This window comes from Microcoleus sp. F4-D5 (assembly GCF_036704885.1).
Lineage (GTDB): Bacteria > Cyanobacteriota > Cyanobacteriia > Cyanobacteriales > Microcoleaceae > Microcoleus.
Genome location: NZ_JAUBSX010000006.1, coordinates 96878 through 109278 on the forward strand (window position 1 = coordinate 96878; position 12401 = coordinate 109278).

General features: G+C 45.7%; 13 protein-coding genes. 9 read left to right on the forward strand and 4 right to left on the reverse strand.

The window, feature by feature from the left end:
- Positions 1-71: 71 nt before the first annotated feature.
- Positions 72-746: a 7-cyano-7-deazaguanine synthase QueC gene (gene queC / locus QUA80_RS04860; protein WP_333421934.1), complete on the reverse strand. Its 675-nt coding sequence runs from the start codon at positions 744-746 to the stop codon at positions 72-74.
- A gap of 198 nt (positions 747-944) precedes the next feature.
- The gene (locus QUA80_RS04865) at positions 945-2282 is read right to left on the reverse strand and encodes a cytosine deaminase (protein ID WP_333421936.1); all 1338 of its coding nucleotides are present in this window, start codon (positions 2280-2282) and stop codon (positions 945-947) included.
- Between the two features lie 101 nt (positions 2283-2383).
- Here QUA80_RS04865 and QUA80_RS04870 point away from each other — a divergent pair, with 101 nt between their 5' ends.
- Both QUA80_RS04870 and QUA80_RS04875 read left to right on the forward strand, forming a co-directional pair.
- Positions 2384-2512: a hypothetical protein gene (locus tag QUA80_RS04870; protein WP_333421939.1), complete on the forward strand. Its 129-nt coding sequence runs from the start codon at positions 2384-2386 to the stop codon at positions 2510-2512.
- Positions 2513-2625: 113 nt separating this feature from the next.
- Entirely contained in the window at positions 2626-3534 is a 909-nt protein-coding gene (locus QUA80_RS04875; RefSeq protein WP_333421941.1) for a class I SAM-dependent methyltransferase, read from the forward strand.
- A gap of 603 nt (positions 3535-4137) precedes the next feature.
- On the opposite strand, the gene QUA80_RS04880 is transcribed toward QUA80_RS04875, so the two are convergent.
- Entirely contained in the window at positions 4138-4401 is a 264-nt protein-coding gene (locus tag QUA80_RS04880) for a hypothetical protein (protein WP_333421943.1), read from the reverse strand.
- 101 nt (positions 4402-4502) lie between these two features.
- Here QUA80_RS04880 and QUA80_RS04885 point away from each other — a divergent pair, with 101 nt between their 5' ends.
- The 5 genes from QUA80_RS04885 to QUA80_RS04905 all read left to right on the forward strand — a co-directional run bounded on the left by QUA80_RS04885 (position 4503) and on the right by QUA80_RS04905 (position 9683).
- Positions 4503-4631 carry a hypothetical protein gene (locus QUA80_RS04885; RefSeq protein ID WP_333421945.1) on the forward strand — a complete coding sequence of 43 codons (129 nt, stop codon included), beginning with the start codon at positions 4503-4505 and terminating at the stop codon, positions 4629-4631.
- A 114-nt stretch (positions 4632-4745) separates the two neighbouring features.
- Complete coding sequence (locus QUA80_RS04890; protein ID WP_333421947.1) at positions 4746-5654, forward strand: class I SAM-dependent methyltransferase; 909 nt, start codon at positions 4746-4748, stop codon at positions 5652-5654.
- 370 nt (positions 5655-6024) lie between these two features.
- Positions 6025-7272, forward strand: coding sequence for a GTP cyclohydrolase II (locus QUA80_RS04895; RefSeq protein WP_333421949.1), 1248 nt, complete (start codon positions 6025-6027; stop codon positions 7270-7272).
- Between the two features lie 84 nt (positions 7273-7356).
- Entirely contained in the window at positions 7357-8439 is a 1083-nt protein-coding gene (locus tag QUA80_RS04900; RefSeq protein WP_333421950.1) for an adenylate/guanylate cyclase domain-containing protein, read from the forward strand.
- Positions 8436-9683 carry a URC4/urg3 family protein gene (locus QUA80_RS04905; RefSeq protein WP_333421952.1) on the forward strand — a complete coding sequence of 416 codons (1248 nt, stop codon included), beginning with the start codon at positions 8436-8438 and terminating at the stop codon, positions 9681-9683. Before QUA80_RS04900 ends, QUA80_RS04905 begins: the two co-directional genes overlap by 4 nt.
- 135 nt (positions 9684-9818) lie before the next feature.
- Here the strand turns inward: QUA80_RS04905 and QUA80_RS04910 are convergent, their stop codons facing one another.
- Entirely contained in the window at positions 9819-10391 is a 573-nt protein-coding gene (locus tag QUA80_RS04910) for a DUF4360 domain-containing protein (protein ID WP_333421954.1), read from the reverse strand.
- Between the two features lie 627 nt (positions 10392-11018).
- On the opposite strand from QUA80_RS04910, the gene upp reads away from it, so the two are divergent.
- Together upp and QUA80_RS04920 are read left to right on the forward strand one after the other, a co-directional pair.
- Positions 11019-11654, forward strand: a complete 636-nt coding sequence (gene upp, locus QUA80_RS04915; RefSeq protein WP_333421956.1) for a uracil phosphoribosyltransferase — start codon at positions 11019-11021, stop codon at positions 11652-11654.
- A gap of 260 nt (positions 11655-11914) precedes the next feature.
- A complete protein-coding gene (locus QUA80_RS04920; protein ID WP_333340977.1) occupies positions 11915-12121 on the forward strand; it encodes a hypothetical protein in 207 nt (68 codons plus the stop codon).
- Positions 12122-12401 lie beyond the last annotated feature (280 nt).

The window sequence follows — 12401 nt, forward strand, 5'->3', positions numbered from 1 at the left end:
ACCGTTTCGGCGGGCGGAAGCGAAGAGACTCGAAAAAACCCGGTTTCTGGGCCGTCGTGCGTAAGTCATATTTAAGCGTAAGGCACCGGATCTTTCAAGCCCAATTCCTCAAAAGCCGCCAGCCGCAACCGACAAGAATCGCAAACGCCGCACGCATTTTCTCCGCCTGCATAGCAAGACCAAGTTTGCTCCCAAGGAACTCCTAATTTGTTGCCTAATTGAATAATTTCTGTTTTTTTAAGTTCAATCAAAGGTGTGATAATCTTAATAGCTTCTCCTTCTCTGCCCTGCTTGGTTCCTAACCGAAATACTTCCTGCATGGCTTGGATGTAGTCGAGGCGGCAGTCGGGATAGCCGGAATAATCTAAAGCGTTGACACCGATGTAAATGCGATCGGCTTCTAGAGTTTCTGCGTAGGCGAGGGCAAAGCTGAGAAAGATTGTATTTCTAGCTGGAACGTAGGTAATTGGGATGTTTTGGGACATTTCTCCAAGAGTGCGATCGATCGGCAATTCCATCTGATTATCCGTCAAAGCCGAACCGCCCCACAGCGTCAGGTCAAAGTTTACTATCTGATGCGCCTTAACACCGGCTGAAAGTGCGATCGCCCTTGCTGATTCCAACTCCCGCCGATGTCTTTGCTTGTAGTCAAACGAAATCGCGTAACACTCGCAGCCGTCGGCTTTAGCTTGATACAAAACAGTTGAGGAATCCAGCCCTCCCGACAATAAAATAACTGCTTTCACTTAAAACATCCTCGATTGCATCAGCTTTTATATTTATATCAAATCAGTTGCAAATTGACAAGATAGCAGTCCTCAATAATTCACGGGACGGGCATCTTGCCAGTCCCGATCTAACAAGAAACTGCGCTATACCCTCACAATGTAGGGTGCTTGCGGCGCACCTTACGCTAACAGGAAAACAGCACGCCGAAGCACACCTTACCTAACTTGCAACAAGTCGTCTAGTTCGCGGTAATCGGGCAAAGTTGTATCAATTTCTCTACCCTGCCGCAAAACTGTGCGATCGCGCTGCGACCTAGATAACAGTTCGCTGAAATTCCGCGCCTTAAACAAAATTAAATCTGCTGGTAAACCAACGGCAATTTTTCCTAGATTCGGCAATCCCATTAAGTCTGCTGGTGTTTTTGTGACTGTGCGCTGCCAATCTTCCCAAGGTCTATCTAAATGGGCGATTCGGACTGCCATATTAAAGACTTCCAAAACATCGTGATCGCCAAATCCGTAAAACGGATCGCGACAATTGTCGCTAGCAACTGCAACGGGAATTCCGGCTGCTTTGAGTTCGTGCAGCAGTGTCACTCCCCGCCAGCGCGGTGTATGCCCAGATTCTCGGTCTTGCAAGTAAAGGTTGCACATCGGCAAGCTGACAATGCCGATATTTGCTTCCTTGACTAATTCCAGAGTTTCTGTTACTAAATCTGAGGGTTGTACGGCTAAACTACAGCAGTGTCCGCAGATAATTTGACCGGAAAATTCGTGGCGGATGGCGGTTTTTGCGACTTCCCGCAGTGTTACTGAATCTGGATCGTCGTTTTCGTCGGTGTGAAAGTCGAGGTTTAAATTTCGTTCTTTGGCTAAGGCAAAAACTCGATCGAGTTGTTTGTCTAAGTCGGGATTCATATAGGCGACGCCGCCGAGACTGCCGCCGATTTGGGCTATGCGATCGGCTAATTTTTCGCCGGCTGGTGTCAGGAAATAGTCGAGGGAAACCAGGGAAACTGCTTGCAAGATCAGCCGATCGCCCCATTCGGCTTGCAGCGCTTCAAATACTCCCAAACTAACGGTTCCCTGTTCCCCTGCGCTGTCGATGTGAGTGCGGATGGCCTTGGTTCCGTGGGCGTAGCTGCATTTGAGGCCAAACTCCATCCGCCGGTAAACATCCTCTGCATTCCAGTTTTTTTCGGCATCAGCGCGTACTGTGTCGATCGCGCTGGCAAAAGTTCCATCGGGATTGGGCGATCGTTCCCAAATGTGGCCTTTGTCTAAATGCGCGTGCATATCGACAAAACAAGGCCAAACTAACCCGTTGCACAAATCAATAGTTGGGATATCTGCAATTGGGAATAAATGTTCTGTACCTGATGGAATAATTTGAGCGATCGTACCCGCTGCAATTTCGATATCCACCAAACAAAAATTGTTCTCAGTTCCCGTTGTGGCGACAGTAGAAGCTGACGGCGCGAGCGATTTCATCTCTAGAAGAGACGCGGGTACGCGACTATTTTTGAGTAAATAATTAGATCTACTTGGCAACATTAATTTTGTGAGTTAGTATTTTCCTAAGAATTCAGCGCTACGGCAAAAACGCTACCGACAATCATTGTCTGTTGAGCGTCCGCTGTATTTTTTGGTAACAAATGCTACCTTCTCAGTCTAACCCTTTAGACATAAAATCGTACAGTGCCGATCGATCGGGGGTCGATCGCCAACAAACCGAGCATCTAGAAACCGAGCATCTACAACTACTAATTTGCAAAGAAACCTAGTTTTCGATCTGCTTCCAGGCGTGCACTCTACCAGATCAACTAATGGTAATTAATTGTGGTGAATCAACTGCCATTAGCAATTGTTAGAACTGTACAAATTCTGAAATTGAACCATGCAAAAATTTACAAATTGCCCTGTTTGCAGCTCCCAAAAAATCAGCTTCCGGTACACAGCCGGGACAGCCCGTCAACCAAAAGAGGCTCCTAAATGGTCAGTTTACGGATGCGAAGATTGTGGCTTAGTATTCGTCAATCCCCGCCCGACATGGGATGAACTGAGCGATTATTACCCAGAGAACTGGCAGTGCTACAACACTTACGTACCAGAGGAAGAAGATGTAGTAAAACAAGCCAAAAAACTCAATGAATACCGACACATTCCTATCCCTGTAGGCAAGCGGCTGTTAGACGTGGGATGCGGCGGAGGTTCCATTATCCAAGTCTTCAAAAAACTGGGAGTTGAGGTAGCAGGAATTGAACCTAGCTCCTCAGCAGCAGCAGCGGCCCGCGAATGCGGTGTCGATGTTTTCACCGGCACTGTAGAAGAATACGTTGCAGAAAAAGGTACTGACGAAAAGTTTGATGTCATACTCTGTTCCCACGTTTTGGGAGCAACGCCTTTCCCTGCAGAAACACTCGATTGCATGAGGCAATTGCTGGCTCCAAACGGTTACATTTGGGTGGCTGTACCGAACGCGGACAGCCCATACGCGCGGCAACTGGGCTGGCGCTGGCACAGCACAGATTATCCTTACAATCTGATCGGTTACACTCCAAAAACATTGGCTCTAGCCGGCGAAAAGGCAGGTTTGGCAATTCAGCGCAATTACACTTACTCTTTGCCGGATGCCCTTCGTTACTCTATCTGTTTGTGGCAGCGCTATCGGTGGTTTGTACCGCACAAAGTTAGCCGCTTGTTCCTTTCTGACGAGCGTGTTGAGCGCATGGCTAAGGAATTGGACTCGCGCGGCGAAGGCGAGGCAATTTTAATGGAATTCTGTCACCCTCAAAGCGTGGATTAAGGCGTTTTGAGCAAGAATATTCGATTTGAGATTTGAGATTGACCGCACGTCGGCGGCTCAGAATCTCAAATCTTTTTTGATTGTTTTCACATCGCTTAATCAGCGGTTGGGCATTGAAATTGTATATTTCTCCGTATCAAAACTAGCAAGAATACTCTCCGCATTGGACTTTCTCCCCCTCCCCCCACCTCGAACACAACAAGATAATGAAAGCCGGCGAGCAAAGCTTATCAAGCCCAGTTAATCGCTTAAATCGTGTCCGGTAAATTAACCACAATATTTGTACGGGCCGCTTCGCGCCTGCATATATCATTCACATCCAAAGTATCTATAAACTTTGCCCCTACTGAGCGACTGGCGGTTGGGAAATTAAAGGTATTGGCGAACCGCCATGCCGAGCGGTATGAAATTATACAATAACGAATCTACCGGACACGAGATCGTATCAAGCCCGGTCAAATAATTCTAATTAATACCATTTTCTAAAAATAATGCAACGCCGGTTGCCCGCGATCCAAACCCCTATCCAGTAAGTCATTCCCAATTCTTTAATCAAAAATCAAAAATCAAAAATGCTATAAGGCAAGTAGCGAGGAGGGAGAGTCATCTCTCGTTAAAACAAGGCAAAATTAACCGATTGCACAAATCAACAGTTGGGATATCTGTAATTGGGAATAAATGTTCTGTACCTGATGGAATAATTTGAGCGATCGTACCCGCTGCAATTTCGATATCCACCGCACAAAAATTGTTCTCAGTCCCCGTTGTGGCGACAGTAGAAGCTGACGGGGCGAGCGATTTCATCTCTAGAAGAGACGCGGGTACGCGACTATTTTTGAGTAAATAATTAGATCTACTTGGCAACATTAATTTTGTGAGTTAGTATTTTCTTAAGAATTCAGCGCTACGGCAAAAACGCTACCGACAATCATTGTCTGTTGAGCGTCCGCTGTATTTTTTGGTAACAAATGCTACCTTCTCAGTCTAACCCTTTAGACATAAAATCGTACAGTGCCGATCGATCGGGGGTCGATCGCCAACAAACCGAGCATCTAGAAACCGGGTATCTACAACTACTAATTTGCAAAGAAACCTAGTTTTCGATCTGCTTCCAGGCGTGCACTCTACCAGCCCAACTAATGGTAATTAATTGTGGTGGATCGACTGCCATTAGCAACTGTTAGAAACTGTACAAATTCTGAAACTGAACCATGCAACAACTGACAAATTGCCCTGTTTGTAATTCAAAAAATATCCGTTTCCGTAACAAAGCTGGCACTTCGGATGCTCCTAAAGAACCGCTGAAATGGTCGCTTTTCGGCTGTGAGGATTGCGGGCTAAGATTTCTCAATCCCCAACCTACATGGGAGGAGTTGATTCCATATTATCCGCCAGATTATCTGTGCTACAACACTCGCGTTGAGGATGAGGAACGAGTAGTTGAAGAAGCAAAGCGGCGGGGCGAATACCGGCACATTCCTATCCCTGTCGGCAAGCGGTTGTTGGATGTAGGATGCGGCGGAGGCTCTTTTCTGCAAGTCTTCAAAAAGCTGGGAGTTGAAGTTAAAGGGGTTGAGCCTGGGGAATCTGCGGCAGCGGCGGCCCGCGATTGCGGACTCGATGTTTTTACAGGCACTTTGGAAGAATATATCGCACAAAACGGTACCGAGGAAAAGTTTGATGTTATCACCTGTTCCCACGTTTTGATGGCAACACCTTCGCCTGCCGGAACACTCAACTGCATGAGGCAATTACTGAAACCCAACGGTTATATTTGGGTAGCTGTACCGAACGCTGACTGCGAATCGGCGCGCCTGCTTGGCTGGCGGTGGCACAGCACTTATTTCCCGCGCAACATCATACAATTCACTTCCAAAACTCTGAGTAAAGCAGGAGAAGTTGCTGGCTTGCAAATTCGGCGGCACTCCACTTATTCTGTTCCAGAAGCGGTGGCTTTTTCGCTTTGTTTGCGGTGGCGCCATCGCTGGTTTATACCGCAGAAAATTTCCAGCCGCTTGCTGTCGCAAAACTATCTCAAGCGGGTGGCGCAGGAATTGGACTCGCGCGGCGAAGGCGAGGCAATTTTAATGGAATTCTGTCACCCTCAAAGCCTGGATTAAGGCGTTTTGAGCAAAAATATTCGATTTGAAATTTGAGATTGGAGATTTGGGATTTGAGATTGACTGCACGTGGGCGGCTCAAAATCTCAAATCTTTTTTTTTCGCATCTGTTAAAACTTCAAAATTGGCGTTTGGCAGTTGTGCTGTCTTTGGTGTTGGTTATACTGGAAAAGAGCGAACTCTGGACTTATATCAAATCCAACGAAAACCTCCTGTTATCCTGAAACCCAAGCCGACATAGGGTTTTGTGTGTGTAGCGGGATTGTTTCAACTAGGGAGGTGTGTACTGTTGGTATGATGAATCACTGTTTCAGATTGCGATTCGGCTGACAACCAACGCCACCATCTATAGCAAGAGCCAAAAACAACTGTGTCAAAACCCAAGCATATAGTTTTAACATCCCATCCCGACAGATCTGGCACAAAACCTCATCCCATTTACTGGGGAGAAATCGATCCGCTGAAACGGGGGCCTGTGATTGGCAGCCTCAGCAAATCGTCTCACCGGAATGCGATCGGCACTCATTCGGGTTCCTACTCTGTTTATCGCGCGCTAGCAGTGGCTTCTGGTGCACTCCAAGCAGATCACCGCCCCGATTTTACCAACACCTCTCCGGCCGCACACATCGGGCCGCACCCGAGTTGGGGCGATCGCGATTTGATTGTTTCTCTCGATCCCTTTGGAGGCTTGGTCAGCGAAATTTATACTTCTTTTTTACAGCAGGGATACGATATTCGACCGACAATTGCTGTAACTAAAGCTCACATTAATATGCCGGAATTGCAAGATGCCATCGCTAAAAATCGAGTAAAAGTTGATGGCAAAATAGTCAAAGAAGGCGGCAATTTAGCAGTAACTAAAATTGCGATCGACCCGGTTTGGTATTTGCCGGGAATTGCTCGGCGGATCGGCGCCCAAGAAAGCGTTCTTCGCCGTGTTCTGTTCGAGCAAACAGGCGGAATGTTCTCGGATTTAGTGACGCGGCCTGACTTGCACGTTTTCTTGCCGCCAATTGGCGGAACTACGATTTATATCATTGGCGATGTCGCGAATATTTCTGACCCGGACAAGCAGTTGGCGGTACGGGTACACGATGAATGCAACGGTTCAGATGTCTTCAGTTCCGATATCTGCACTTGCCGCCCTTATTTGGTACACGGGATTGAAATTTGCATCCAAACTGCACAATCCGGGGGTTCTGGGGTAATTGTTTACTTCCGCAAGGAAGGGAGAGCTTTGGGGGAAGTGACTAAGTTTTTGGTGTACAATGCCAGAAAACGGCAGGAAGGGGGCGATCGAGCTGATGCCTATTTTGCTCGCACTGAATGTGTTGCGGGAGTTCAAGATATGCGGTTTCAAGAACTAATGCCAGACGTGCTCCACTGGTTGGGGATCTCTCGCATTGACAGTTTAGTTTCGATGAGCGATATGAAATACAATGCGATTATCAATTCTGGCATTCAGGTGGTCGATCGCATCCCCATTCCAGAAGATTGGATTCCTGCAGACGCACAAGTCGAAATTGTCGCCAAAAAAGCCGCCGGCTACTACACGCTCGACCCTGTGCCAGATGCTACAATTCTTGCAGAAGCGGTCGGACGCGATTTAGGAGATTGAGAGGGCCAAGACGCGATCGGACGCGAACTATCGCGTCTCGGTCACATAAATTTATTGCTGGTTTTTGATCAGTCAGGGTAGGTTATGGCTAATTTGCGTTCTACTGTGATCGTAAAAACAGATATTTGCGGATATACCGCCAGAGTAAAAAAATTATCTCAGTCGGACTTAAGTAGTTTGTTAAACGAACATAAAAATTTTATTTCAGATATTAGCACCAGAAATGAAGGAAGCGTGATTAAAGGGGAGGGTGATTCGTTTTGGATGATTTTTCCAAGTGTCACAGCGGCGGCTGTGGCTGCGATCGAAATGCAGCAAGAATTGAGAGCGCAACAATCTAGCAAGGCGAACGACGAACGATTGGCTATCCGCGTGTCGATTACATTAGGAGATGTCTTGCATCAAGATAAAGATATCTTTGGCGATACGGTAAATTTAACAGCGCGCATAGAATCAGTAACTCCGCCGGATGAAATATATTTGTCGCAAGCAGCATGGCTGGCGCTCAACAAAGCAGAAGTGCAAACATCTTTTGTCAACGAGTTTTCTTTGAAAGGGATGAGCGAACCTGAAAAAGTTTACAAAATTGACCAAAGTTACAAAACGCGAATTATAAAAAATCAAGCAATAATTAAAGCAGATTTGAGAGGTTTTATAGCTTATCAAGAATCTAATTCTATAAAAGATGTTGAATATTTGCTCACTAACTTCGATACTTTTGAAAAAACAATTTGCGAAGAATACGGCGGCACAATTCGGAGTATTGTTGGCGATTCGCATTTGTTGACTTTCCCGGAATCTCATTCAGCCTTAGCAGCAATGGAAAGTCTGTGCGAGAATTGGAAATTGTTTATTCACGCCAATCAAATACCTTGCGGCTTGTCGGTGGGAGTTGCTAAGGGAAATTTATATATATTTCGGTCTTGCACTTACGGAAAAGATATTAATATAGCCGATCGGCTGGAAGATTTAAGTAAAATAGTAACTCCGGGTAGAGAAAGAAATTCAGTCATAGTTTCCGAGCAAATAAAACGCGAAGTCAGCGGCTCGAAGTGGGAATACAAGCTGATAAAAATCGATAAAAATGCGATTTTAGATAATCTTTTAGATTACAGTCAGTTTGACTTTTTTCAAGAAAACGATGTTTACCGGTGTTTGGTAGTATGAAGTTGGGCAATAGTGAACTTGAGACTGTAGAATATCTGAGAACGCCGGCTGCTATTCGTCAAAAGTGCGATCGGCTTTTTGATTTAGCCCGCCTTGACAAACTCCGCTACTTCCGCGTCGATTTATCCCAACTCGACAAAGCAGCAAATTATGTAATTGACACGACGCGCCAACAGTATCCCGATTTTAACATTCCCTTTCACAGTCGCTGGCGGCATTTTGAAGCCGACAACCTGCAGCGCGTCGCAGAATTGGATGCAGCAATAGCCGAATTTGCACTCATAGAGCAAGCTAAAATCAAATTTGATTTAGCAATTGTCAGCGTTTTGCTCGATGCTGGTGCTGGTGCAGATTGGCAGTATTGCGAATCCGAAAGCGGACAGGTTTACCGCCGTTCTGAAGGGTTAGCAATAGCCAGCTTGCGGATGTTTTGTCAAGGTATTTTTTCCAGCAATCCCGATTTTCCTTGGCAAGCTGATTATCGCGGACTTTCTCAGTTAAAACTAGAAACCTTAGCTGCTGGATTTCAGGTAAGTCCAGACAATCCGCTAGTTGGTTTAACAGGCAGATTAGAATTATTGCAGCGTTTGGGGAATGCGATTTGCCAGCATCCATTATTATTTGGTAGCGAAAACCCGCGTCCCGGCAATTTGGCAAAATACTTGCTCGACAGTCGGGTTTCTGGAGTCAAAACTGTGAAGGCTTCAGAAGTGTTGAGCGCTGTTTTGACAGGTTTTGGGGAAATTTGGCCGGGAAGATATGCAATTGGTGGAGTTAATTTAGGCGATGTTTGGCGGCATCGGGCCTTAACAGGAGAAAATCTGGGAGATGAATTCGTGCCGTTTCACAAACTATCGCAGTGGTTGACTTATTCGCTGTTGGAACCGCTGCAAAAACTTGGTTTAGAAGTCGCTGGATTGGATGAGTTAACGGGATTGCCGGAGTACCGCAACGGCGGTTTGTGTTTGGATATCGGGCTGCTGCAGGCAAAAGATTCGGCTATTTTTGAACAGAGTTACTTGCCGGGTTCGGAAGTTATAGTGGAATGGCGATCGCTCACTGTGAATCTTTTAGATAAAATTGCCGCAGCTATTCGAGAAAAGCTGCATTTGAGTGCGGAACAATTGCCGCTGGTGAAGATTTTGCAAGGAGGAACTTGGGCGGCGGGGCGGAAAATTGCCGCCGAATTGAGGGCTGGTGGAGTGCCGCCAATTCAGATTGAAAGTGACGGCACTGTGTTTTAAGGGGAAGACGGCTATAGCGGCGAAGCTGAGCGAAAAAGAAGGAAGAGGGAAAATTATTCCCTCTTCCAACTTAAAACTCAAAATTCAAAATTTAAACCTGAAAACTATACCTCACACTACACTCCCACAAGCTGCTTAGCGGCAAGTGCGATATTTGACGTGATAAACTAAGCCGCGATGAGCCAAATCGAATGAGTCAACGGTGGCCATGCCGGCACCGCGGGCTGTCATCGCAGCATTTACTCGCATATTTACACTGTCGCCGCAGCGAGACCAAACATCAGCTACAGTGGCTAAGCTATCTCGAACATTGTAGTTAGTTTCACCACTGAAATTCCGATTAAAAACTGGGCCGCGGGTTCCAGCGAAAAAGTATTCTGCTCGCAGGTTGCCTGTGGTTTTGGGAGCAACGTAGCCGCGGTAATCAGCATCGTAGATAGAAATTTGGAAGCCTTGGGGTACTTTGATGGGAATGCTCAGATTGCAGCTTTTTCGGCTTTCTGCTGAGACATTTCCTAGGGCTGCAAACTTATCAAATAGGATGGTGAGTTCTTGACCGTCGGGGCTGACGCTGACGCTGGCGGAGCGATCTGGGCAACCGCTACCGCCGTAGCTTGCACCTAAAATTTGAACGGCAGGATTAGCTAAGGCGGGGCTGATAGAAGCAGTCATTAATGCCGTAGCTAGCAATAGTTTTACAAACTTCATGGATGTTCTCCTTAATAAGTTCTGTTGTGTGTTAGGAGCACCCTAAAAAAATGGAACTGAATTTAGGTAATTTTTTTTACATTTGAATATGACCGCCTTCATGTTGAAATATGAAAAGCCAGTCAAGCCAAGCTTACGACCTCATGTGCAGTTCCCGTTCAGTTTTTTTCGATTAGTGAATTAACCGAAAAAAAATATTTTCTGCTGATACTTCTTAAGATTCATATCTGTTGGTGAAAGTTCCGGAAAATTCCGGTGCCTGAATCCGGATCTTTGTTAGTGGGTTTGGACGAAGTGCAAGGTTAGTGGGCTTGGACGAAGTGCAAGACAGCTAGACCGGTCGGGAGGCTTTTGAACCCGGATCTGCGTTCTCAGGAAGAGCGCGGGAAGGAGAGGAAACGAGAAAACGACATACTTGTAATTTTCAAACCTGGCATTAGTTAGTGTCGCGCTGCACAGATGAAAGGCAAGTTTAGGAGGGAAGTTTATTGGCGCGGTATTCGTATTTTCAATAGGGTTTGATATAAGTATTCTTGGACGCAGGGCTGGGAGAAACCTAATTTTTTTAGTGTCAAGAGTGCGTCCCGACTGATAAGGTATAATAAAGCAGATTAATTGTTTAAAAAAATGAGTGCTAAAGTTATTGTCATCGACCATCCTTTGATACAGCACAAGTTAACTCTCATGCGGGAAACTCAAACGAGCACGGCGAAATTTCGCCAACTGCTGAAAGAGATTGGAATGCTGCTAGCCTATGAAGTGACGCGAGATTTGCCGCTAAAATACGAACAAATAGAAACGCCGATCGCCAAAATGAATGCACCGGTGCTGGCTGCAGAAAAGAAAATTGTGATTATTTCGATTATGCGCGCCGGTCAGGGACTGTTAGATAGTATTTTAGAACTGATTCCGTCAGCGAGGGTAGGACATATTGGTTTGTACCGCGATCCGATAACTCGGATGGCGATCGAATATTATTTCAAAGTTCCCCAAGATATCGAACAGCGAGATGTTTTAATTGTCGATCCGATGTTGGCTACTGGTAATTCAGCAGTCGCGGCAGTAGATAGGCTGAAAGAAGTTAATCCGAAGTCTATTAAATTTTTGTGCTTGCTAGCGGCACCGGAGGGAGTGGGGCACTTTCACGAACAGCATCCTGACGTGCAGATTTATACGGCGGCAGTTGACGAGTGTTTGGACGAGCACGGCTATATTGTACCCGGACTGGGAGATGCGGGCGATCGGCTTTACGGCACTATGTGAATTCAATAAAATTATTTTCTGCGGTATATGCCAATACATTCATTAAAAAATAAGTTTACTAACATAACTATTGGTTTGAGCTTGCCATACAATCTAAATTGTAACATTTTAATGTCAGGAAAAACCTATACATAGCAATGGTTGTAGGATTTTTTGACATTAAATTCGGAAACTGCATTGTGGAGATGTATTTACTGCATTTTATGAATCAAATCTCTGCCTTTAGTGTAACTAATAGTAGGAATTAGTTCATAAAATAGATGTATGACACTAACCGTTTGCGATCGACTACTAACAATTTTTGGACGAGGAAAAAAACAATGGAGACTACAGCACAGAAGGAAGCCCCCGATCAGCCTGTTGAGGCAGTGAAAATTAACAATATCAACAGTTTGGAGTTTGAGCTTTGGGCTAAAGCGGTGAAACGGCAGATGATTGCAGCACTCTCTAAAAAGGGCGCGCTTTGACATCTCTGAGTTTTTTGTGCGCAAGTGGCGTTAATTAAATTAACAAAATTTTTGTCTGCATTGTTGTCCAAAAGCGATCAGTGGGGAGGGGAAGGGTTTTGAGATTGCGCCTCTCGACGAGTTGCGGAAGGGGGAGAAGAAAGGATTTTCCTGGTTCCTAGTTTTGGATGCACGGGTGGAAGGAAACCGGGTTTTTTTACGAAAATACTTCTGTTGCAATCGGCAGAAACGGTAAAAAAACCCGGTTTCTTCGTGTCAAGAGTGCGTCTAGAACTGTTCT

Coding starts and splice junctions, on each gene's coding strand:
- QUA80_RS04865 (WP_333421936.1), bottom strand. CDS start 2,282: ATGTTGCCAAGTAGATCTAATTATTTACTCAAAAATAGTCGCGTACCC.
- QUA80_RS04870 (WP_333421939.1), top strand. CDS start 2,384: ATGCTACCTTCTCAGTCTAACCCTTTAGACATAAAATCGTACAGTGCC.
- QUA80_RS04875 (WP_333421941.1), top strand. CDS start 2,626: ATGCAAAAATTTACAAATTGCCCTGTTTGCAGCTCCCAAAAAATCAGC.
- QUA80_RS04880 (WP_333421943.1), bottom strand. CDS start 4,401: ATGTTGCCAAGTAGATCTAATTATTTACTCAAAAATAGTCGCGTACCC.
- QUA80_RS04885 (WP_333421945.1), top strand. CDS start 4,503: ATGCTACCTTCTCAGTCTAACCCTTTAGACATAAAATCGTACAGTGCC.
- QUA80_RS04890 (WP_333421947.1), top strand. CDS start 4,746: ATGCAACAACTGACAAATTGCCCTGTTTGTAATTCAAAAAATATCCGT.
- QUA80_RS04900 (WP_333421950.1), top strand. CDS start 7,357: ATGGCTAATTTGCGTTCTACTGTGATCGTAAAAACAGATATTTGCGGA.
- QUA80_RS04905 (WP_333421952.1), top strand. CDS start 8,436: ATGAAGTTGGGCAATAGTGAACTTGAGACTGTAGAATATCTGAGAACG.
- QUA80_RS04910 (WP_333421954.1), bottom strand. CDS start 10,391: ATGAAGTTTGTAAAACTATTGCTAGCTACGGCATTAATGACTGCTTCT.
- upp (WP_333421956.1), top strand. CDS start 11,019: ATGAGTGCTAAAGTTATTGTCATCGACCATCCTTTGATACAGCACAAG.
- QUA80_RS04920 (WP_333340977.1), top strand. CDS start 11,915: ATGTATGACACTAACCGTTTGCGATCGACTACTAACAATTTTTGGACG.